The following is a 20,988-nucleotide window of genomic DNA, read 5'->3' on the forward strand; positions in this document are numbered from 1 at the left end:
CTCCTCAAAAAATTTCGCTACCTGCGTGAACCAAACCGTCTCCAGCGGCGACACACAGCCGTAAACAGAAACCCAACCATGGAGACTTCAAATGACTGCTTTCCTGCGTAATGCTTTCCTCGCCGCCATCGCGGTATCGTCCCTGGCCGGATCCGCTATGGCCGACCAGACCGGCTGCGCCAAGAACAACCAGTGGGGCAATCGCTGTTGCGATCTCACCTCGGACTGCCTGGGTGGCGGTCGCGGCGGCGATCATGACAGCACTGGCGGCCGTGGCGGCCAGGCCGGCGCGAAGTAATCTCGCTATATGCCCGCTGGCTAACGGCCGGCGGGCATCGCCTTCAGGATGAAATGCCGGCGCTATTGATGAGCATTCGTGGCCTTGGCGCCGCCCTACTTACGCCGCTCCAGTGCGGCCCGGATCGAGCCGGTGATGCGGGCAAGCTCGGCTTCGTCCAGCTTCTCGATGTTTTCGGCCAGGAGATTGGCCAACTCGGTGGCGGCAGGACTGAGGCCGGACGTATCGAGTCTCACCCGCGGATGTGAGGCCTCGGCCAGACGCGCCAGCTCTTCGGCATCGTCCCAGATGACGTTGAAATAGCCGATGATCTTCTGGATCAGCGTCCAGGTCGGCGCGCCGCGGCGGCCATGTTCCAGCGCCGACAAATAGGCGGCGCTGACTCCGATCGCCTGCGCCATGTCCTTCTGGCGCAAGCCGCGCTCGGCTCGAAGCGCCCGCAGTTTTTCGCCGAACGGCGTCATCAGCGGGTTCGCCTGAGTCGAACGTAGAGCGCGCCCGAACCGCCGTGGTTGCGGGCGGCGTGATCGTGGCTGGAGACCAGCGGCCGGAAGGCAGGCGTCGACAGCCAGGCAGGCACGGCGCGCCGCAAGACGCCGTCGCCGCCCGACGACGACCCTTTTCCCGTAATGACGAGGACATAGCGGATGCCGCCGGCATGGGCCCGGTGCAGGAACGAAAACAGCAGCGAATAGGCCTCGTCCTGGGTCATGCCATGCAGATCGACGCGGCCTTCGATCGGCAGCCGGCCCTTCTTCAGCTTGTCCAATGTCGGCTCGTCCAGCGCGTGCGATACATGCTGCGCCTTCGGCTTGGCGGCGAGGACCGGACCGACAGCGACCGGCGTCTGTGCCGGCTTGGGGTCGACGACGATGTCGGGAATCTCGACCGCGGTCCGGCCCTTCAGCGGTCGGGCGGTGCGCGCCACCAGGTTCCACAGCACCCGATCGTCTTCGTTGAGTTTATCGGGGCGCTTGCTCATCGATTCCTCCCCGAAACGAGAGCGCCTGGAACCAAGGCATAGAAATCGGCCGCATTGCGAACGACGCCGGCGATCTCGCCGGCCGCATCGCCGGAGCCGGCGAACAGATCGCCCCGCGCCGGTCCGATGATGGCCGAGCCGGTGTCCTGCGCAATCATCAGCCGCCGGAACGGTTTTCCGTCGAAGGCGGTCAGCGACGGAGCGTCGATGTAGAAGGGGGTACCGAATGTGTGCAGCAGCCGGTCGACCGCGAGCGAACGGCCCGGCGTCAACGGCACCTTGGCGGCGGCGACAGGACCGAGTGCGGCATCGTCGACATCGGCTTCGCGAAAGAAGATGTAGGAGCGGTTCTGCCAGAAGATCTCGTCGACGCGATCCGGATGCGCCCTGAACCAGGCGCGGATAGACTGCATCGTCACTTTTTCCAGTGGGATTTCGCCGAGTTCGGCGAGAATCTTCCCCGGACCGCTGAAACGTTGGCCGGATTTGGCGGCGTAGGTGACGCGGCAAAGCCGGCCGTCGGTCATCTTCAGCCTGGCCGCACCTTGCACATGGATGAAGAAGACGTCGACCTTGTCGGCAAGCCAAGCGATTTCCAGGCCTTGGCCGGCCAGCGCGCCTCTCTCGATCTCACCGCGGTTGAAATATTCAACCGGGCCCTGCGGCGTGTCGCGGGCGAAGGCCAGGTAGTCGTCCATGCCCTTGGGGCGGTTGGCGTCATCGATGTCGACGAGGTCGGCCGGTCGCGCCAGAAGCGGCACGGTGAGTTCATCCGTGCGCACCGGCGAGGCCTCGGCCTCCGGCTCGTAGAAGCCGGTGACCAGGCCGGGGTTTTCGGATCGAATCTGGACTGGGGCGAAATGGCGCTCGAAAAAAGCCTTGGCCGCCGACCGATTCGCCGGCGAAACGGTGCGCGCCTCGTCATAAGCGCCGGCAAACGCGTCGAACCGTACGCCCAACGAACCGGTGCGGTAGGGCTTGTTCAGGACATGAAAGGCCGAACGGCGGAAGGCTTCGAAAGCGGGCAGATGGTCATCGGAATTCCAACCGGGAAGATCATCGAAGGACTTTTCCACGAAAAGCGGCGAGAGCGACACCTCAGCCTCGCCACTGCCCATGTTTGCCTGCATGTCGCTATCCCAAAAAAGCTGCCCGCACCGGGCGACATGCATAGGCTCAGTCTTCTTCCTCGGTGGCGACCAGCTTCCAGTTCGGATCGCGCGAGCGTGTGTCGCGGGCGAAGGTCCAGACATCCTTGACCTCGGCCACCGTCTCGGGATCGCCGTCGATGACGGCACCCGCCTTGTCGCGGGTCGCCGAAATCAGTTCGCTCACGATGCGCAGCGTGATGTGGGCCTCGCCGCCCTTCATCTCGGCCGAGACGATGTCGGCCTTGTCGATGCCGACGAAGGAGGACTGGATCTTTTCGGCTTTCGCCTCGCGGTCGCCAATCGCGGCAACGAAGCCGTCAAAAACCTCGCGCGACAACAGGTTCTTCAGCGTTTTTCGGTCGCCATCGGCATAGGCCATGACGATCATCTCATAAGCCATCTTGGCGCCGTCGACGAAGACTTTGGGGTCGAAGGAGGGATCATTGTCCTTGATCGCGCGCAGGCCCTTGTTGAGGTCGGTGTCGGGCTTGGCGAAGGCATCGATGGCCGCATAGGTCTCGGCAGCCGTCTCGCCCGGCATGCGCTTGCGTGGCAGCGAAACCACATTTTCGGGCTTCTGGGTCGCGTCCTTCTCGGTGCGGCTGGCCGTGTACGGATCGAAGGGCGGGCGCTCGCTGCCCGTGCGGCGGCCAAGCACGTTGCGCAGCTGGAAAAAGATCACCACCGCCGCAATCAGAAAGAAAATGGTGCCGAAGTCGAAGAATCCCATATCTTTCGCCAATCAATCCCTGACCTGGCCGGGACCGCCAGCCAATCGGGCGGCGGTCGCATGGCGTTAAACATGCAAAGCATATAGAACGCATGGCGCAATCATTCAAATCAAAGGCAGGCATACCTATCTAATGGCCTCAGTGCCAGCGGCGATTATGCGCCGCCCGGCAAACATGGAAACGATCGGTCAAGACTTGCGCATTTCCTTCCTTCCTCTGTTCCTGCTTGCGCTGCCGCTGCTGGAAATCGCCGGTTTCGTCATTGTCGGCCGCGAGGTCGGGGCGCTGGCGACGGTCGGTCTGGTGCTGGCTTCAAGCATTGCCGGCGTGCTTCTGCTCCGGCACCAGGGTTTTGGCGTCATGGCGCGGGTCCGCGCCGAGATGGCCGGCGGCGGCGACCCCAGCCGCCAGCTCGCGCATGGCGCCATGATCGTGGTCGCCGCGATCCTGTTGATCATCCCCGGCTTCATCACCGATATTGTCGGCCTGCTGCTGTTCCTGCCGCCGGTGCGCGACCTTGCCTGGCGCAGGCTCAAGGGCCGCATCGTCGTCGCGACCGATTTCACCGCCGGCGGTTTTCGCGGCAGGTCGCGTGACAAGGTCATCGACCTCGACGACCGCGACTATTCGCGCGAGGACGATTTCAAGCGCGGTCCCGACCATAACTCGCCGTGGCGCCGCCTGAAGGACGACTGAACGTCACCTTGCCAACGACTGACTATTGACCCCTTTCGGCCTGAAGGCGGCAAACCTTGTCTTGTCTTGCCGACCATGCTAGCCAACGCCCGATTTCAATTCGGTCAGCGCTGCTGTCCAGGCAAAAGGAACAAGGCTCATGGCCAGCAAAGATGACGCGCCGGTCGGCGCCGCCAACGGCAACGGCGAAACGGCGCAGCCCTCGCTCAACGTGCTTGCCCAGTATGTGAAGGACCTGTCCTTCGAAAGCCCCGGCGCGCCGAACTCGCTGCGCGGCCGCGACAAGGCCCCAGGCATTGCGATCAACGTCAATGTCAATGCCAACCCGCTCTCCGACAAGCAGTTCGACGTCAATCTGACCTTGAACGCCAAGGCGTCCTTCGACCAGGAAGTGCTGTTCAATGTCGAACTGGTCTATGGCGGCGTCTTCGCCATCGCCGGCTTCCCGCAGGAGCACATGCTGCCGATCCTGTTCATCGAATGCCCGCGGCTTTTGTTCCCGTTCGCCCGCCAGATCATCGCCGAAGCCACCCGCAATGGCGGCTTCCCGCCGTTGATGCTCGACCCGATCGATTTTGCCCAGATGTTCCAGCAGAAGCTGGCCGAGGACCAGGCGGCATCGAAGGTCAAGGTGAGCTGAAGGCAAGCGTCACGCGCATGAGTTGAAAGCCCGGCTTCGTGCCGGGCTTTTTGTATACTGAGATGCTGGCGGGACAGCACCCCCTCTGCCTTGCCAGGCATCTCCCCCTCATCGCGACCTTCGCCAACTTTAGACGTTGCAGGAATGGGCTGGAGCGGCGAAGCTGCTGATCTCCCCCCTTGAGGGGGAGATGGCCGGCAGGCCAGAGAGGGGTGTGACGGAACGCTACCTCCGCGATCCGTTCACCCCGCCGCCACCTTCAGCCACAGCGCCTTTTCACCCAGCGTCGCCACCAGCCCCGCATGCGCCGCTCGCTCGCCCTCAGTCAGGCGCGGCGGCAGGGCGATTGGCCTGGCGGCGATCGAGATGTCGATGTCGGCAACGTCGCCATTGCTGTTGAGCTGCACCACGACCGCGTCGAGGACAAGTGCGGCCTGCTTGCCGCCGATGAGTTCGATGTAGACCTCGGCCAGGAGCTCGGAATCGAGCAGCGCGCCGTGCTTGGTGCGGTGGCCGTTGTCGATGCCGTAGCGGCGGCAGAGCGCGTCGAGCGAATTGGGGCCCATCGGATGCTTGCGCCGCGCCAGCGCCAGCGTGTCGACGACGCGCCCGGTGTCTATGGCCGGCTGGCCGAGCCGCCCGAATTCCGTGTTGAGGAAGCCGATGTCGAAATTGGCGTTGTGGGCGACGAGCTTGGCGCCGTCGGTGAAGGCGAGCCATTCCTCGGCGATTTCGGCAAAGGTCGGCTTGCCGACGAGGTCGGCGGCGCTGATGCCGTGCACGGCTTGCGCCTCGACATGGACGGCGCGCCCCTGCGGATTGATGAATTTGTGGAAGGTGCGGCCGGTCGGGAAGCGGTTGACCAGCTCGACGCCGCCAAGCTCGATGATGCGGTCGTCGCGCATGTCGAGTCCGGTGGTTTCGGTATCGAAAATGATCTCACGCATAGAATCAACCCACTCCTAGAGGAGTAGAATCATGGAGCGGAACAAAATGGCAATGGGCAATGCCGACAGGCTGCCGTCAGGAGCCTGATGGGCGCGACTTATCCCCCAGGAGTTAGCAGGCGAGTTCAGCGCCCTGAGAGCTCGGCAATGATCGCGCCGACCGCGGTGCGGGCGGCGTCCATGCCTTCGCCGGTGTCGATGACGAAATCGGCCTGCCGGCGCTTTTCAGCGTCGGGCACCTGCTTGGCCAGGATTGCCGCCAGCTTTTCCTCACTCATGTCAGGACGCGCCAGCACGCGGGCGCGCTGGATATCGGCCGGCGCGGTGACGACGACGACCTTGTCGACACGGTTGCGGCCGCCGGTTTCGAACAGCAGCGGAATGTCGAGCACGACGAGCGGCGCGCCGGCGGCGCGGTGCCTTGCCAGAAAGGCATCGGCATCGGCCCGCACCAGCGGATGGACGATCGCCTCCAATGTCTTCAGCGCAGCAGCGTTGCCGAGCACGCGGCGCGCCAACTCGGTGCGATCGACCGAACCGGCAATCACGGTGCCGGGAAAGGCCGCCTCGACGAGAGGTGCTGCCTTGCCGGCATAGAGGCGATGTACGGTCGCGTCGGAATCATGCACCGGCACGCCGGCGTCGACGAACATTTTCGCCGTCGTCGACTTGCCCATGCCGATCGACCCGGTGAGGCCGAGCACGATCATCATTTGGCGCCCATCATTTGCGACCCATCATTTGGCGAGGATGTCGGCGACGATCATCTGTCGCAACTCAGGCGTGACCTGCGGCATCTTGCCGAACCAGCGTTCGAAACCGGGCACAGCCTGGTGCAACAGCATGCCGAGCCCGTCGACCGTCTTCAAATTTCTCGCGCGGGCAGCGGCAAGCAGCGGTGTTTCCAGCGGCACATAGACGATGTCTGCGACAATGGCGTGAGCTGGCAGGCCGGCCGGATCGGCGGCCAGCGTCGCATCGCCATGCATGCCAAGTGCCGTCGTGTTGATCAGCAAGCCGGCATCGCCAAGCAAGTCGCCGACCGCGCCATGCGCCGAGACGCCGGCCCCGAAGCGGTCGGCGAGTTCCTGCGCCCGCGCCAATGTGCGGTTGACGATGCGGATATCTTTGATGCCGCGCACTTTAAGCGCGTGGATGACCGCGCGCGACGCGCCACCGGCGCCGAGCACCACGGCCGGAGCGTTTCTCTCCCAGCCCGGGGCATGCTCGTCGAGATTGCCGGCAAAGCCGATCCAGTCCGAATTGCCGCCCCACAGCACGCCGTCGTCCAGCCACAGCATGTTGACCGCGCCGATCATCTCCGCCGCCTCGTCGCGGCGCTCGACCCGGGCAAAGGCGACTTCCTTGTGTGGAATGGTGACGTTGCCGCCCTGATAGCCATTGGCCTGGAGGGAAGAGAGGAACTCGGGAAAATCGGCCGGCGCGACATCGATCGCATGATAGCTGCCGTCGATGCCGTATGTGTTCAGCCAATAGCCGTGGATCTTCGGCGAGCGCGAATGCGCGATCGGATGGCCGGTGACGAAAGCTTTTTTCTCAACCATCGATGGCTCCGAGCGCACGCAATTCCGCCAGCACCGGTAACAGCGGCAGGCCGACAATGGTGAAATAATCGCCTTCGATCTTTTCGAACAGCTGGATGCCTTCGCCCTCGATCTGGTAGGCGCCGACGCTCGACAGCGCCTTGGCGCCGACGCGGGCCAGGTGCCGGCCGACGAAGGCCGGATCGAGCTTGCGCATGGTAAGGCTGGCGATGCCTACATGGCGCCACAGCACCTTGCCGTTGCGGCAGAGCACGGCGGCGCTGTTCAGCTGATGCGTCTTGCCCGACAGCGCCAACAGATGGCGGCGGGCGCCTTCCATGTCGGCCGGCTTGTGGAACACTTCATCTCCCAGTGACAAAGTCTGGTCGCAGCCGAGCACCAGGGCGCCCGGTCTGCGTTCGCTGACCTCGGTCGCCTTGGCTTCGGCGAGTATCAGGGCGACATCTTCCGGCGACACACCGCTGTCCTGCAACGGCGCCTCGAGCGCACGCTCGTCGACATCGGCAGGCACCGCTTCGATGCCGAGCCCGGCATTGATGAGCATTGCTTTGCGGAACGGGCTGCCGGAGGCAAGGATGATTTTTTCGGTCATGGGTTCTGGGCCTGGTCGATAGTGGTTGATTGGGGCAGGAGGTCGCGTTGCCATCCCATCATCTATTCTTCCCCCGCAGGGCAACAATGGCTGCCGCGGTCTCTTCGATCGAGCGGCGGCTGACGTCTATCATCGGCCAATTGTGGCGGGTGCAGATCTGGCGGGCATAGGCGAGCTCTTCGGCGATCGAGGCACGGTCGACATAATCGGTCGCTTCGTAGGTGCTGCTGTTGCCGAGCACGCGGTTCTGCCGGACATGCGAGATGCGTTCGGCGGTGGCGATCAGCCCGACGATCAGCGGCTTGGTGGCAGCGACCAGGCTTTCGGGCACGGGCACGCCGAGCACGATCGGGATGTTGGCGGTCTTGATGCCGCGGTTGGCGAGATAGATGCTGGTCGGCGTCTTCGATGTCCTGGAAATGCCGATCAGCACGACATCGGCGTCGTCCATGTTGAGCGGCAGCTGGCCGTCATCATGCTCCATCGTAAAATTGAGTGCGTCGATACGGTGGAAATAATCGGCATCGAGCACATGCTGGGCGCCGACGCGGCGGCCGGCCGGCGTGCCGAGATAGGACTGGAACACGGTGAGGACCGGCTCCAGCACCGAAACGCAGGGCAGCCCCATGGCGGCGCAGCGCTCGTCAATACCGCGCGCCAGCTTCTGGTCGACGACGGTGTAGAGGATGATGCCCGGTTCCTCTTCTATGTCCTCGAAGACTTTCGCCACCTGCTTTTCGGTGCGGATGAGCGGATAGATATGCTCGATGGCGCGCGCATCCTTGTATTGCGCCGAGGCGGCTCGGCCGGCCGCCAGCAGCGTCTCGCCGGTGGCGTCGGAAATCAGGTGCAGGTGAAAGAAGCTCTGGGGTTTGTTCACAGGGGGCGCCTCAGGCTGTGGGCTTGTGTGGATAAACCGGGGCCGCAAAGGCGACCGGCTGGGAGGCGACTGTATCAGAAGGCCAGTTGTCCACAATTCGATGCGCTGTCAGCTTCACTGTGCGGTTGGGGACAAATCTGGGGACGGGCGTTTTTGCCAGCGCTTCATCCACAGAGGCGGTTTTCAGCGGCTACGCCAAACCATTGACTCCAGTGATGGAATCCTGGTCATCCACACTCTTTGACAATCCCGCGGAAGAAACACGCGACAAAATGCTGGCTGGCCTTTTCCAGGGCAAAGCGGGACAGGTGACAACCACCGATACCAACAGACTCTTAGAATCAGAAAATTCTAGAAATAGACTATTTAATTATAGAGAAGGCAGGGAAGAGAGCGCTCAATGCCCGAGAACCGCATCGTGCTGGACGTGCTGAGAGGCGAGGCAGTGTTTCCGCCGCCGCTCTGGATGATGCGCCAGGCCGGGCGCTATTTGCCGGAGTACCGCGAGACCAGAAAGCGCGCCGGGTCCTTTCTCGATCTTTGCTACAATCCTGATCTGGCCGTCGAAGTGACGCTGCAGCCGATCGAGCGCTTCGGCTTCGATGCCTCGATCCTGTTCTCTGACATTCTGGTCGTGCCGCATGCGCTGGGGCGCGATGTCCGCTTCGAGGAGGGCCGCGGGCCGCTGCTGACGCCAATCACTGCAGCTGAGATTTCGGCTCTCAACAGTGAAACGTTTCACGTGAATCTCGAACCGGTCTACGAAACGGTTCGCCGGCTGCGGGCAAGATTGCCTGACGAGACCACGCTGATCGGCTTCTGCGGCGCGCCGTGGACGGTGGCGACCTACATGATCGCCGGCCACGGCACACCCGACCAAGCGCCGGCGCGGCTGTTTGCCTATCGCGAACCGACGGCCTTCAAGCATCTCCTGAAAGTGCTCGCCGATCACTCCGCGGCCTATTTGATCCGCCAGATCGAAGCCGGTGCCGACGTGGTGCAGATTTTCGATTCCTGGTCCGGCGTGCTTGATGATGCGTCTTTCGAGCAGTTCTGCGTGCAACCGGTGGCGGAGATCGTCAGGCAAGTTCGTGCGGTTCATCGCGATGTTCCGATCATAGGCTTTCCGAAGGGCGCCGGCGCCCGCTACGAGACCTATCGTGAGAAGACCGGGGTCACGGGGCTGGGGATCGACTGGACCGTGCCCCTGTCGGCTGCGAACGAACTGCAGCGCTCGGGTGCGGTCCAGGGCAACCTCGATCCCTTGCGGCTCGTGGCTGGCGGCAAAGCCCTGTCGGACGGCGTCGATGCGATCCTCAAGGCGCTGGGCGACGGACCGCTGATCTTCAATCTCGGCCATGGCATTACGCCGGAGACGCCGGTGGCGCATGTCGAGGCGATGGTGAAGCAGGTGCGGAGCGCGACACGCTGATGGCTCAATCGGATAATACGGGCGGCAACAGCACTCGTGGGGCGATGATGCGCATGACCATCGGCATCGGAGTGCTGGTTGTTCTCACCGCACTTTTGTTTTTCTTTGCGCCTGAGGGTTTCTATCCCTGGGCGAAGGCAATCCATATCCTGGCCGTCATCTCCTGGATGGCCGGCATGCTCTATCTGCCGCGATTGCTGGTCTACCACGCCGACGCAGAGAAGGGGTCCGTCCAATCGGAGACCTTCAAGGTGATGGAGCGGCGTCTGCTGCGCGGCATCATCAATCCGGCGATGATCGTCACCTGGGTGTTCGGGCTTTGGCTTGCCTGGAAAGTGTTTGGCTTTCACGGCGGCTGGCTGCACGCCAAGATAGGCTTGGTGCTGTTGCTGTCGGGCGTGCATGGCTATCTGGCCGGTGCTGTCAGGAAATTCGCCGAGGACCGCAATGAAAAACCGGCGCGGCACTGGCGAATCGTCAACGAGATCCCCACATTGCTGATGATCGCCATCGTCATCCTGGTTGTCGTCAAGCCGTTCTAGGCCCATTTCGGTCGAACAAAACGCAGCTTGCTCTTTCCCCCGACCGACGATAAAAGACGGGTCTTCCTTCCCGTCATGCGCCGCCCTTGATTGCTTTCGGCCGCGCCCGGCATTTATCGCATCCAGCCGATATATTTTCCCCAAAGCAGATTCAGAGTCCGTCTATGCAAGAAATGAAACTCGCAGAGTTCAAGAACAAGAAGCCGCCAGAGCTGATCGCCTATGCCGAATCGCTCGAAGTAGAAAACGCCAGCGTCATGCGCAAGCAGGAGTTGATGTTTGCCATCCTGAAGAAACTGGCCGCCCAGGACGTCGAGATCATCGGCGATGGTGTGGTCGAGTTGTTGCAGGACGGTTTCGGCTTCCTGCGCTCAGCCAACGCCAATTATCTGCCGGGTCCCGACGATATCTACATCTCGCCCTCGCAGATCCGCCGCTTCTCCTTGAAGACCGGCGATACCGTCGAAGGCCCGATCCGCAGCCCAAAAGAGGGCGAGCGCTATTTCGCCCTTCTCAAGGTCAACACGATCAATTTCGACGATCCCGAAAAGATCCGTCACAAGATCCATTTCGACAATCTGACGCCGCTCTATCCGACCAAGCGGCTGAAGATGGAGATCGACAATCCGACCGGCAAGGACATCTCGTCGCGGGTGATCGACCTAGTGGCGCCGATCGGCAAGGGACAGCGCGCGCTCATCAACGCGCAGCCGCGTACCGGTAAAACGGTGCTGATGCAGAATATCGCCCACTCGATCACGGCCAATCATCCGGAATGCTATCTGATCGTACTTCTGATCGACGAACGGCCAGAAGAAGTGACCGACATGCAGCGTTCGGTGAAGGGCGAGGTCGTGTCCTCGACCTTTGACGAACCGGCGGTGCGCCACGTCCAGGTCGCCGAAATGGTCATCGAGAAGGCCAAGCGCCTGGTCGAGCATGGCCGCGACGTCGTTATTCTGCTCGATTCGATCACCCGCCTCGGCCGTGCCTACAACACCGTCGTGCCGTCCTCCGGCAAGGTGCTGACCGGCGGTGTCGACGCCAACGCGCTGCAGCGGCCGAAGCGCTTCTTCGGCGCGGCCCGCAACATCGAGGAAGGCGGCTCGCTGACCATCATCGCCACCGCGCTGATCGACACCGGCAGCCGCATGGACGAAGTCATCTTCGAAGAGTTCAAGGGCACCGGCAACTGCGAAATCCAGCTCGACCGCAAGGTCGCCGACAAGCGCATCTACCCGGCCATGGACATTTTGAAGTCAGGCACCCGCAAGGAGGACCTGCTGGTCTCCAAGCAGGATCTGCAGAAGATCTTCGTCCTGCGCCGCATCCTGGCGCCGATGGGAACCACCGACGCGATCGAGTTCCTGATCGACAAGCTGAAGCAGACCAAGACCAACGCCGATTTCTTCGATTCGATGAACACGTAAGCTTCTCGTCGGCCATCGTTTCGCATTGAAGCCCCGTTCCGGGAACTGGGACGGGGTTTTTCATTGCGGGGGCAAACAGGTCGCATTTCCGACAGGGCGTGGCCTTGGGCGGCAATTTCCATAGCTGTCGTCATGCGAGTAATCGCGTCTCGAAGATCGGAAGCCGCATGGAGAAAACAATCCCGACCCTGATCGGCTTCTCGGCCATCCTGACATGGTCCTTCCTGGCGCTGCTTTCGACGGCGGCGGGACCGATTCCGCCCTTTCAGCTGGCGGCGATGACGTTTCTGCTTGGCGGGTTGGTCGGCGCGTCGAGCTGGCTTGTCCGTCCGGCGGCGATCAAGTCGCTGCGCCAGCCGTGGCAGGTCTGGGCGCTCGGCACAGCGGGGCTGTGCATCTACCACTGCGCCTATTTCTTCGCCATCCAGTCGGCGCCGCCGGTCGAGGTCAGCCTGATCGCCTATCTCTGGCCGTTGCTGATCGTCGTCTTTGCCGCCTTCCTGCCTGGAGAAAAGCTGAGGGTCCATCACATTGCCGGCGTCATGCTCGGCCTTGCCGGCGCCATTGTGGTGATCACCAAGGGCGGCACGATCGGACTGGCCAATGGTGTGATGAAGGGGCATGTCATCGCGCTGTTCTGCGCTTTCATCTGGGCCGGCTATTCGGTTTTATCGCGCCGCTTTGGCAAGGTGCCGACCGATGTGGTCGTCGGTTACTGCTTCATCACGGCTGCGGTCGCCTTGGTGCTGCACCTCACCCTTGAGACCACCGTCTGGCCACAGACGGCGACGGAGTGGAGCGCCATCGTCATCTTGGGCGTAATACCGCTAGGCGCCGGCTTTTACGCCTGGGACTATGGCTGCAAGCACGGGGACATCATGATCCTCGGCGCCCTCTCCTATGCCGCGCCCCTCTTCTCGGTCATCGTGCTTCTGCTGGCAGGCTTTGGTGTGTTTCACTGGTCGGTGGCTGTTGCTTGCATCCTGATCACGGTCGGAGCGGTGGTCGCAGCCAAGGATTTGCTGTTCAGGCCGCGGCCGCCATCCATTGATGTGAAGCCGCTTCCTTCGGCGTTGGACGGAAACATGGGTTGAGCTACCGGCGTCGCAGCAGCGGCTCGGTTCCTACGGATCCGTCGCCACCGGCATGATAGCGGTGCATAGCCCCGGTCTGCCGTCGGGGGCCGGATGCCACTGGCCAATGTTAAGTCGATTCGCATCCGTTCCAATCGGGGACGATCAGCGTGACGCGGGTCGGGATTTCCGATTCGCAACCGGAACGAGGCTTTCCCCATGGGGAGATGGGCTCCAGCTTCACGTTTCCGGGCCAGGAACAGGCGTCAACGATGCCGGCCAGCCGTAGGGCTTGCTGGCCCGCCCAGAACTGCTTGGCGTCGGGATTAGGACCCGCCTGCTCGCACATGGATGACAAGGCGGCTACAGATTTGGTAATCCGGTCGCTCTCGCGATCGACCTTGATATTGACGGACAGCCGGTTCATGACGGCCGCGACACTGTGGGATTGTTGACACCTAGGCGACCGGTGAGAACGGGCAGATGATTTCGGGCGATTCGATCGTTGCGCTTTCCAGCGGGCGCCTGCCCGCCGGCATCGCTGTCATCCGCATTTCCGGACCGAGGACTCGATTCGTTGTCGAAACGGTGGCTGGTGGCACGGTCAAGGACCGGTGTGCGACCCTGCGCAAGCTCCGAACGGTGGACGGGTCGCTTATCGACAACGGCCTGGTGCTGTTTTTTCCGGGGCCGAACAGTTTTACCGGCGAGGATGTCGCCGAGTTCCACGTCCATGGCGGCCGCGCCGTCGCCAGCAAGATGCTGGAGATCATTGCCGGGTTTGACGGCGTGCGTCATGCGGAACCTGGGGAATTTACGCGCCGGGCTCTTCTCAACGGCAAGCTGGATCTGGTCGAGACGGAGGCGTTGGCCGATCTGGTCAACGCCGAAACCGAAGCGCAGCGGCGCTTTGCCGTGCAGAATGCCGAAGGAGTGCAAAGCGAACTCTATCTTGGCTGGCGCCGTCGGCTGATCCATGCACGGGCGATGATCGAGGCGGAAATCGACTTCGCCGACGAAGACGACGTGCCCGGTTCGGTTTCGGACACGGTTTGGTCCGATGTGCGCGCAATGGTGGGGGAGATCGGCCGGCATGTCGATGGCTTCCATGCCGCCGAGATCATCCGTGACGGGTTTGAGGTTGTCATCCTCGGTGCACCGAACGCCGGCAAATCCAGCCTGTTCAACGCGCTGGCCAGGCGTGAGGCGGCGATTGTTACCGACGAGCCCGGCACGACGCGGGACTTGCTCGAAGTGGTGCTGGATCTCCACGGAGTGCGGGTCAGGGTAACCGACACCGCGGGCCTGCGCGAGTCGCCCGGCAAGATCGAAGCGATCGGTATCGAAAAGGCGCGGGCCAAGGCGCACACGGCTGACCTGGTGCTGTTGCTGGAAGATCTGGCGGACCCTACTGCCATCGGCAACATGCCTGTTGACGCCCCGGCTTTGAGAATCGGCACCAAGGTCGATCTCTTGAAAGGTTCGCCGCGATCAGAGGCGTATGATGCGTTGATATCGACGGTGGACGGCACTGGTTTGGCTGAACTGCTGGCTGAGATCGGCAGGCGCGCCGCAGCTGCTATCGGCGATGCCGGTGACATCCTGCCGTCTCGGTTGCGGCATGTGGAGCTGCTCAATGAGACCAGGCGCTTTCTGATCTCGGCTTTGTCGGGGCAAGAGTGCGGCCAGGAGCTGCGGGCGGAGGAGCTGCGTCTAGCGGCGGACCGGCTTGGCCGGATCGTCGGCGCGGTGGATGTCGAGGACCTGCTGGACGTGATCTTTTCGCAGTTTTGCATTGGGAAGTGACTCACGTGAAACAGGGGGGCGCGCTGTGTGAGTGACTCACGTGAAACACGGGGGGCCGCCCAAGTGCGTGTTTCACGTGAAATGAGACGGTTGGCAAAAGGGCAAGTGGCCGAAAGCCTGCACCGCCCCTCATTGTCCCCGTTCATGGGGAGAAGATGCCGGAAGGTAGATAAAGGGCAGCGCCAAACGAGGCTTCGCTGCTCCTATGACTCACGTGAAACACCTCTGCGACTTTCAGCACTCCGGTCCACGTGAACGAATCAACCTGCAATCCTTGACAGCGTCCTCTCGTGGGGACATGTGTCGGGAAATCTCTGAATCTGGAAGGGACAATGATCGATCGCTATGATGTGGTTGTGGTGGGCGGTGGCCATGCCGGGTGCGAGGCTGCGTGCGCTGCCGCGCGCGCCGGCGCCAGGACCGCGCTGGTCACGCTGCGCTTCGACACGATCGGTGTCATGTCCTGCAATCCGGCGATCGGCGGCCTCGGGAAGGGCCATCTGGTGCGTGAGATCGACGCCATGGACGGGCTGATGGGCCGCATCGCCGATGCTGCCGGCATCCAATTCCGCCTGCTCAATCGCCGCAAAGGCCCTGCCGTGCGCGGGCCGCGCACGCAGGCCGACCGCAAGCTGTATCGGCTGGCCATGCAGGAAGCGATTCGGCAGCAGAACGGTCTCGACGTCGTCGAAGGCGAAGTCTTGGATTTCGAGATCGAAGAAGGACGGATCGCCGCTGTGCTCCTGGCCGACGGGCGCCGGTTGGCGTGCGGTGCAGTCGTCCTGACCACCGGCACTTTTCTTCGCGGCCTCATCCACATTGGCGACAGGAAGATTGTCGCCGGGCGGATGAACGAGCAGGCGAGCCTTGGCCTGTCGGCGACGATGAGCCGCGCCGGTTTCGCGCTTGGACGGCTGAAGACCGGCACGCCGCCGCGGCTCGATGGCCGCACCATCGACTGGGCGTCGCTGGAAAGCCAGGCGGCCGACGAACATCCAGTGCCGTTCTCGCTGCTCACCGACACAATCAAGAATCCGCAAATCCATTGCGGCATCACGCGTACGACACCGGCGACGCACGAGCTGATCCGCGCCAATCTCGGCCGCTCCGCCATGTATTCCGGCTCGATAGAGGGGGTCGGACCACGCTATTGCCCGTCGATCGAAGACAAGATCGTCAAGTTCGGCGATCGCGAAGGCCACCAGATTTTCCTCGAGCCGGAAGGGCTGGACGACGACACGGTCTACCCCAATGGCATTTCGACCTCCCTGCCCGAGGATGTGCAACTCGACATTCTCAAAACTATACCCGGGCTAGAGCGGGCGACCATGCTGCAGCCCGGCTACGCCATCGAATACGACCATGTCGATCCGCGCGAGTTGGAGCCGACGCTTGAGGCCAAACGTATTGCGGGGCTTTTCCTAGCCGGTCAGATCAACGGCACCACCGGTTATGAAGAAGCCGGAGCGCAGGGCCTGCTCGCCGGGCTCAACGCCGCGCGCAAGGCGGCGGCCGACGACCAAATCGTGCTCAGCCGCACCGAAGCCTATATCGGTGTGATGGTCGACGACCTCACCAGCCGCGGCATTGCCGAGCCCTACCGCATGTTCACTTCGCGGGCGGAGTTTCGCCTATCGCTGCGCGCCGACAATGCCGATGAAAGGCTTACGCCTCTGGCAAATCGGCTTGGTATTGTGTCGCCGGAGCGAACGCGGCGGTTCAATCAAGTCACACAGGATCTTGATAGGGCGCGCGAACTCGCAGCTGCGACGACGATGACGCCCAACGAAGCAGCGCGGCATGGGCTGGAGATCAACAGGGACGGCGTGCGCCGCTCCGCCTACGAATTGCTCGCTCATCCCGGCGTCGATATCGCTTGGCTGGCCCGTGTTGCGCCGGCCTTTGGCGCAATCGACCCCAAAACCGCCGAGCGGCTCGAAACGGAAGCGAAATATTCGGTTTACCTTGATCGCCAGCAGGCAGATGTCGCACAGATCCGCCACGAGGAAAGCCGGTTGATCCCGGCGTCGGTGGATTTCGCCGATGTTCCCGGCCTGTCCAATGAGCTGAAGCAGAAGATGCTAACGCGTCAGCCCCGGTCGATTGCTGACGCGCAGCGTATGGAAGGCATGACGCCGGCGGCGCTGGCAATCATCGTCGCGCACGTCCGCAACGCTGAAACGGCCGCGCAAAGGGCCGTTGCGTGAGCGCTGCCTCATGGGCGAGCCTGCAAGAGGCCGCGGGACCGGTTTCACGTGAAACATTCAATCGGTTGGTGACGTTCGAACAGTTGTTCCTGAAATGGAACCGCAGCATCAATCTGGCTGCGCCGTCGACGCTGGACGATGTCTGGGGCCGCCATATTCTGGACAGCGCGCAGCTGGCCCGAATAGCCCCCCAGGCCAAACGCTGGGCCGATCTCGGTTCGGGCGGCGGTTTTCCGGGCCTGATAATGGCCTTCCTGCTGGGCGAGCGTGACGGCGCGTCGATCGATCTGGTCGAGAGCAACCGCAAGAAAGCATCGTTTTTGCAGGCGGTCATTGGCCAGTTCGGTTTGCCGGCACGGGTCGTCGCCCGGCGCATTGACGACAGCTATGCGCTTGTTTCCGCACCGGAAATCATCACGGCGCGGGCGCTTGCCGCGCTGCCGGCGCTGCTCGATCTGTCGGCGCCGTGGTTGACCAAGGGATCGCGGGCGCTGTTCCACAAAGGCCGGGATTACCGCTCCGAGGTGGAAGAAAGCACTCACCGCTGGGCTTTCGATCTGGTAGAACATCCGAGCATGACCGACGCCCATGGCGTCATCCTCGAAGTGACCGATCTGCGGACGGCGTAAGCTCTCCTTTGCAACCTTGGCGACGCAATGAATACCTGGCCCACATGAATACCTGGCACAGACCCATGAAAACCGGACCTCGCATCATCACCGTCGCCAACCAGAAGGGCGGCGTCGGCAAGACCACCACCGCCATCAATCTGGCCACGGCGCTGGCCGCCATCGGCGAAAAGGTGCTGATCGTCGATCTCGACCCGCAAGGCAATGCCTCGACGGGTCTCGGTATCGACCGCAAGGACCGCACCGTCTCGTCCTACGATGTGCTGACCGGCGAACTGGGCCTGGAAGAGGCGGCCATTCCAACGGCGGTGCCCGGCCTGTCGATCGTGCCGTCGACGCTCGACCTGCTCGGCATCGAGATGGAAATCGCCTCGGCGCCGGATCGCGTGCTTAAGCTGCGCAACGCGCTGCGCGCCGCCACCGAGCGCGGTGCGCCGTTCGGCTATGTGCTGATCGACTGCCCGCCCTCGCTCAACCTTTTGACTTTGAATTCAATGGCGGCAGCCGATTCTGTTCTTGTGCCGTTGCAGTGCGAGTTCTTCGCGCTGGAAGGGCTAAGCCAACTCCTGGAAACGGTGGAGCAGGTGCGCCGTTCGATCAATCCGGACTTGATCATCCAGGGCATCGTGCTGACCATGTATGACGGCCGCAACAACCTCGCCAACCAGGTGGTTCAGGACGTGCGGGCACATATGGGCGACAAGGTCTACGAGACCATCATTCCTAGGAATGTGCGAGTGTCCGAGGCGCCCTCCTATGGCAAGCCGGCGATCCTCTATGACCTGAAATGCTCCGGCAGCCAAGCCTATCTGCAATTGGCATCCGAAGTGATCCGCCGCGAGCGAAAATTGCGCGCTGCATGATTAGGCAGGGTCGATAAACAAAGCGATCCGGCACCGAAACGATCAAGAATCTGGAATTGAGATGAGCGAAGACCTTTCGAGAAAGAGACTGGGGCGTGGACTGGCGGCGCTGATCGGGGAGATCGACCGCCCGGTGGCAGCGGCCGAAAAGCCAGGCCTGAATGCCGACGGCAAGGTGCCGATCGAGTTTCTGAGCCCGAACCCGAAAAACCCGCGCCGGCATTTCGGCGACGCCGATCTGACGGATCTCGCGCATTCGATCCGCGAACATGGCGTCGTGCAGCCGGTAGTGGCGCGGCCTTCGCCGACGCAGGCCGGGCGCTACGAGATCATCGCCGGCGAGCGCCGCTGGCGGGCGGCGCAGCGCGCCGGGCTGACCGAGATCCCGATCATCGTGCGCGACGTCAACGACCGCACAGCGCTGGAACTGGCGATCATAGAAAACGTCCAGCGCACCGATCTCAACCCGGTCGAGGAGGCGCTCGGCTACCAGCAGTTGATCGACGACCACGGCTACACACAGGCCGACCTCGGCAATGTCATCGGCAAGAGCCGCAGCCACGTCGCCAACACGCTCAGGCTGTTGAAGCTGCCCGACGTAATCCGCGACATGCTGGTCGACGGCGTGCTGTCGGCCGGCCATGCCCGGACGCTGGTGACGGCGCAGGATCCCGCCGGGCTAGCCAAGCAGATCGTCGAAGAAGGGCTTTCGGTGCGCCAGGCTGAGGCGCTGGCGCAGATGCCGGCGGGCGGCACGCCGCCCAAGGCAAAACCAGCACACGGCGCATCGGGCAAGGATGCCGACACGCTGGCGCTGGAAAGGCTGATGACCAACACGATCGGCATGATCGTGACCATCGAGCACAAGGGCAAAGGCGGCGCGATCCGCGTGGACTACCGCAGTCTGGAGCAGCTCGACGAGCTATGCCGGCGGTTGAAGGATGAGCGGTAGAGGGTTGGGGCTGCGCCATATCTAGCCGGCGAATGAAGTTCTGGCTTAGGATGAAGAAAGGGCTTGGCGGTTGCCGGCCCTTCTTTTTATTGGCGATTGCCGAAGGGATCGAACTGCTGATCTCCCCCCTTGAGGGGGAGATGGCCGGCAGGCCAGAAGGGTCGTCTCCCATCAAGCGCCGACCTCGTTTGTCGTTGCGAAAGGCGCCAGCGCTCCACGCGCCGCGACCCCCCTCTGTCGCCTTTGGCACATCTCCCCCTCAAGGGGGGAGATCACCGCTGCGCCAGCCTCGCGCTCTCCACCGCAATGCCGAGCAGCGCCTGCCGCGCCAGCGCTTCCGACAAATCCGGCCTGCGCCTGGTCTGCAGCACGGCCGATTGCAGCCGGTTCAGCGCGCGGCTGAGCGCCTCGACGTTCCAGCGCTCCAGCGCCTTCTCCACCAGCTTGCGCCGCGAGAAAAACACCGGCGGACGGGCGCCGGCCACTGCCGAGGCGGCGTTGCGGCCGGCGGTGTCCATCTGGCCGCGCATGACCTGAAGCTGCTGCAGCTGCCGCATCGCCGAGGACAGTACCAGGAAAGGATGGCCGCCGGACAGGCAGTGGCGGGTGAAGGCGGTGTCGAAGTCACCGATCCTGCCCTCCAGCACAGCATCGACCGCGTCGTCGAAGGAGGCGCCGGAGACGTCGCCGGACATCGCCCTTACGTCGTCGAGGCTGATGTCCTTCTGGCCGTGGGCATAAAGCACCAGTTTTTCGATCTCACCGCGTGAGGCCAACCGGTCGCCGCCGAGATTGCGGCGCAGCGCCTGGCGTGCGTCGAGCGCCATCGACATGCCGGCCTTGCGCAACTCGTCGTCAATGACGCTGTCGATGTCGCGCGCTTCATCGGCATAGCATGGCAGCGCCATGGCGTTGTCGGCCGCCTCGACCACGGCGCGCAGCCCGACGCCTTTTTTCAGGTCGCCGGCCTCGATGAGAATGATGGCGTCGCGCGCGGGCTCCGCGGTCAGCGCCTTCACGTCGTCGGCCAGCGCCTTCTGGCCGCTCGCGTTGCGCACCCACAGAAGCCGCCGGTCGGAGAACATCGGCACGGTGCGGGCTTCGTCCAGCAGCCGGCCCTGGTCGCGATCGACCTCCGCGCCATCGAGCCGGACGACTGAGAACGGATCGTCGAGCGACAGGCCGGTTTTCGCGGCAAAGGCTTTGGCCCGCTCGGCGACCAAGCCGCGGTCGGGTCCGTAAAGCAGGACGATCGATATGCGCGCGTCAGGCTTCGCCAGCCACGAATCGACCTCATATCCTTTTTTCTGCGCCATGGAGGGTGGTTAGCATGATGCGGCCGCTGAGTGAACGTTCTCCAGAGAGTTCGAGACCCTAGCGCCCTTCCTCTCCCTCCGGAGGGGGGAGAGGTGGCTCGGCGAAGCCGAGACGGAGTGGGGGAGCCACCTGGCAATCGCCGCGAACGGACAAAGGAAGGGCACTATCTCAAGCATTGCCTAGCGCCCAAGGGTCGACCCCCACTCCGTCGAGCTTCGCTCGACACCTCTCCCCCGATCGACGGGGGAGAGGTGT

At 63.0% G+C, this 20,988-nt stretch carries 23 protein-coding genes; 12 read left to right on the forward strand and 11 right to left on the reverse strand.

The window, feature by feature from the left end:
• The first annotated feature begins 91 nt into the window (after window positions 1–91).
• Complete coding sequence (locus tag NKI37_RS22730) at window positions 92–298, forward strand: hypothetical protein (protein ID WP_023672099.1); 207 nt, start codon at window positions 92–94, stop codon at window positions 296–298.
• Window positions 299–393: 95 nt separating this feature from the next.
• Here NKI37_RS22730 and NKI37_RS22735 read toward each other — a convergent pair whose 3' ends face one another.
• The 4 genes from NKI37_RS22735 to NKI37_RS22750 all read right to left on the reverse strand — a co-directional run bounded on the left by NKI37_RS22735 (window position 394) and on the right by NKI37_RS22750 (window position 3,161).
• Window positions 394–762, reverse strand: a complete 369-nt coding sequence (locus NKI37_RS22735; protein ID WP_023672100.1) for a helix-turn-helix domain-containing protein — start codon at window positions 760–762, stop codon at window positions 394–396.
• A complete protein-coding gene (locus NKI37_RS22740) occupies window positions 762–1,280 on the reverse strand; it encodes a Smr/MutS family protein (protein WP_023672101.1) in 519 nt (172 codons plus the stop codon). The genes NKI37_RS22735 and NKI37_RS22740 overlap by 1 nt, the downstream gene beginning before the upstream one ends.
• Window positions 1,277–2,377, reverse strand: coding sequence for a murein transglycosylase A (mltA, locus tag NKI37_RS22745; RefSeq protein WP_023832972.1), 1,101 nt, complete (start codon window positions 2,375–2,377; stop codon window positions 1,277–1,279). The genes NKI37_RS22740 and mltA overlap by 4 nt, the downstream gene beginning before the upstream one ends.
• Before the next feature lie 79 nt (window positions 2,378–2,456).
• Complete coding sequence (locus NKI37_RS22750) at window positions 2,457–3,161, reverse strand: Tim44/TimA family putative adaptor protein (protein ID WP_023672103.1); 705 nt, start codon at window positions 3,159–3,161, stop codon at window positions 2,457–2,459.
• A gap of 196 nt (window positions 3,162–3,357) precedes the next feature.
• On the opposite strand from NKI37_RS22750, the gene NKI37_RS22755 reads away from it, so the two are divergent.
• On the forward strand, window positions 3,358–3,858 hold the full coding sequence (locus NKI37_RS22755; RefSeq protein WP_023687591.1) for an FxsA family protein: 501 nt from the start codon (window positions 3,358–3,360) through the stop codon (window positions 3,856–3,858).
• A gap of 139 nt (window positions 3,859–3,997) precedes the next feature.
• Entirely contained in the window at window positions 3,998–4,498 is a 501-nt protein-coding gene (secB, locus tag NKI37_RS22760) for a protein-export chaperone SecB (protein WP_023672105.1), read from the forward strand.
• Between the two features lie 242 nt (window positions 4,499–4,740).
• Here secB and dnaQ read toward each other — a convergent pair whose 3' ends face one another.
• The 5 genes from dnaQ to NKI37_RS22785 all read right to left on the reverse strand — a co-directional run bounded on the left by dnaQ (window position 4,741) and on the right by NKI37_RS22785 (window position 8,482).
• Window positions 4,741–5,445, reverse strand: a complete 705-nt coding sequence (gene dnaQ / locus NKI37_RS22765; RefSeq protein ID WP_023672106.1) for a DNA polymerase III subunit epsilon — start codon at window positions 5,443–5,445, stop codon at window positions 4,741–4,743.
• 125 nt (window positions 5,446–5,570) lie between these two features.
• Complete coding sequence (gene coaE, locus NKI37_RS22770) at window positions 5,571–6,155, reverse strand: dephospho-CoA kinase (protein WP_023751000.1); 585 nt, start codon at window positions 6,153–6,155, stop codon at window positions 5,571–5,573.
• 27 nt (window positions 6,156–6,182) lie between these two features.
• Window positions 6,183–7,010 carry a shikimate dehydrogenase gene (locus NKI37_RS22775; protein ID WP_023742017.1) on the reverse strand — a complete coding sequence of 276 codons (828 nt, stop codon included), beginning with the start codon at window positions 7,008–7,010 and terminating at the stop codon, window positions 6,183–6,185.
• A complete protein-coding gene (locus tag NKI37_RS22780) occupies window positions 7,003–7,602 on the reverse strand; it encodes a Maf-like protein (protein ID WP_023685039.1) in 600 nt (199 codons plus the stop codon). The genes NKI37_RS22775 and NKI37_RS22780 overlap by 8 nt, the downstream gene beginning before the upstream one ends.
• A gap of 58 nt (window positions 7,603–7,660) precedes the next feature.
• Entirely contained in the window at window positions 7,661–8,482 is an 822-nt protein-coding gene (locus tag NKI37_RS22785; RefSeq protein ID WP_023726727.1) for a pyruvate, water dikinase regulatory protein, read from the reverse strand.
• 400 nt (window positions 8,483–8,882) lie between these two features.
• Here NKI37_RS22785 and hemE point away from each other — a divergent pair, with 400 nt between their 5' ends.
• The 4 genes from hemE to yddG all read left to right on the forward strand — a co-directional run bounded on the left by hemE (window position 8,883) and on the right by yddG (window position 12,980).
• A complete protein-coding gene (hemE, locus tag NKI37_RS22790) occupies window positions 8,883–9,914 on the forward strand; it encodes a uroporphyrinogen decarboxylase (protein ID WP_352791080.1) in 1,032 nt (343 codons plus the stop codon).
• Window positions 9,914–10,456, forward strand: a complete 543-nt coding sequence (hemJ, locus tag NKI37_RS22795; RefSeq protein ID WP_023715711.1) for a protoporphyrinogen oxidase HemJ — start codon at window positions 9,914–9,916, stop codon at window positions 10,454–10,456. Before hemE ends, hemJ begins: the two co-directional genes overlap by 1 nt.
• A 164-nt stretch (window positions 10,457–10,620) precedes the next feature.
• Window positions 10,621–11,886, forward strand: coding sequence for a transcription termination factor Rho (gene rho / locus NKI37_RS22800; RefSeq protein WP_023672113.1), 1,266 nt, complete (start codon window positions 10,621–10,623; stop codon window positions 11,884–11,886).
• Between the two features lie 167 nt (window positions 11,887–12,053).
• Window positions 12,054–12,980, forward strand: coding sequence for an aromatic amino acid exporter YddG (gene yddG / locus NKI37_RS22805; RefSeq protein ID WP_352791082.1), 927 nt, complete (start codon window positions 12,054–12,056; stop codon window positions 12,978–12,980).
• A gap of 109 nt (window positions 12,981–13,089) precedes the next feature.
• On the opposite strand, the gene NKI37_RS22810 is transcribed toward yddG, so the two are convergent.
• The gene (locus tag NKI37_RS22810) at window positions 13,090–13,386 is read right to left on the reverse strand and encodes a hypothetical protein (RefSeq protein ID WP_352791083.1); all 297 of its coding nucleotides are present in this window, start codon (window positions 13,384–13,386) and stop codon (window positions 13,090–13,092) included.
• 56 nt (window positions 13,387–13,442) lie between these two features.
• Between NKI37_RS22810 and mnmE the strand changes: the two genes are divergently transcribed.
• The 5 genes from mnmE (at window position 13,443) to NKI37_RS22835 (ending at window position 19,416) form a co-directional block, all read left to right on the forward strand.
• Entirely contained in the window at window positions 13,443–14,765 is a 1,323-nt protein-coding gene (mnmE, locus tag NKI37_RS22815) for a tRNA uridine-5-carboxymethylaminomethyl(34) synthesis GTPase MnmE (RefSeq protein ID WP_352791085.1), read from the forward strand.
• A gap of 332 nt (window positions 14,766–15,097) precedes the next feature.
• Window positions 15,098–16,972, forward strand: a complete 1,875-nt coding sequence (mnmG, locus tag NKI37_RS22820) for a tRNA uridine-5-carboxymethylaminomethyl(34) synthesis enzyme MnmG (protein WP_352791087.1) — start codon at window positions 15,098–15,100, stop codon at window positions 16,970–16,972.
• Window positions 16,969–17,601 (forward strand): 16S rRNA (guanine(527)-N(7))-methyltransferase RsmG, encoded by a 633-nt coding sequence (gene rsmG / locus NKI37_RS22825; RefSeq protein ID WP_352791089.1) that lies wholly within the window; start codon window positions 16,969–16,971, stop codon window positions 17,599–17,601. The genes mnmG and rsmG overlap by 4 nt, the downstream gene beginning before the upstream one ends.
• Window positions 17,602–17,666: 65 nt before the next feature.
• A complete protein-coding gene (locus NKI37_RS22830) occupies window positions 17,667–18,464 on the forward strand; it encodes a ParA family protein (RefSeq protein ID WP_023672118.1) in 798 nt (265 codons plus the stop codon).
• Between the two features lie 61 nt (window positions 18,465–18,525).
• Window positions 18,526–19,416, forward strand: coding sequence for a ParB/RepB/Spo0J family partition protein (locus tag NKI37_RS22835; RefSeq protein WP_352791090.1), 891 nt, complete (start codon window positions 18,526–18,528; stop codon window positions 19,414–19,416).
• A gap of 272 nt (window positions 19,417–19,688) precedes the next feature.
• Here the strand turns inward: NKI37_RS22835 and holA are convergent, their stop codons facing one another.
• Entirely contained in the window at window positions 19,689–20,732 is a 1,044-nt protein-coding gene (gene holA, locus NKI37_RS22840) for a DNA polymerase III subunit delta (protein ID WP_352653353.1), read from the reverse strand.
• Window positions 20,733–20,988: the final 256 nt, after the last annotated feature.

Origin of the sequence: Mesorhizobium sp. M0626, assembly GCF_040320665.1 — a bacterium.
Classification (GTDB): Bacteria; Pseudomonadota; Alphaproteobacteria; order Rhizobiales; family Rhizobiaceae; genus Mesorhizobium.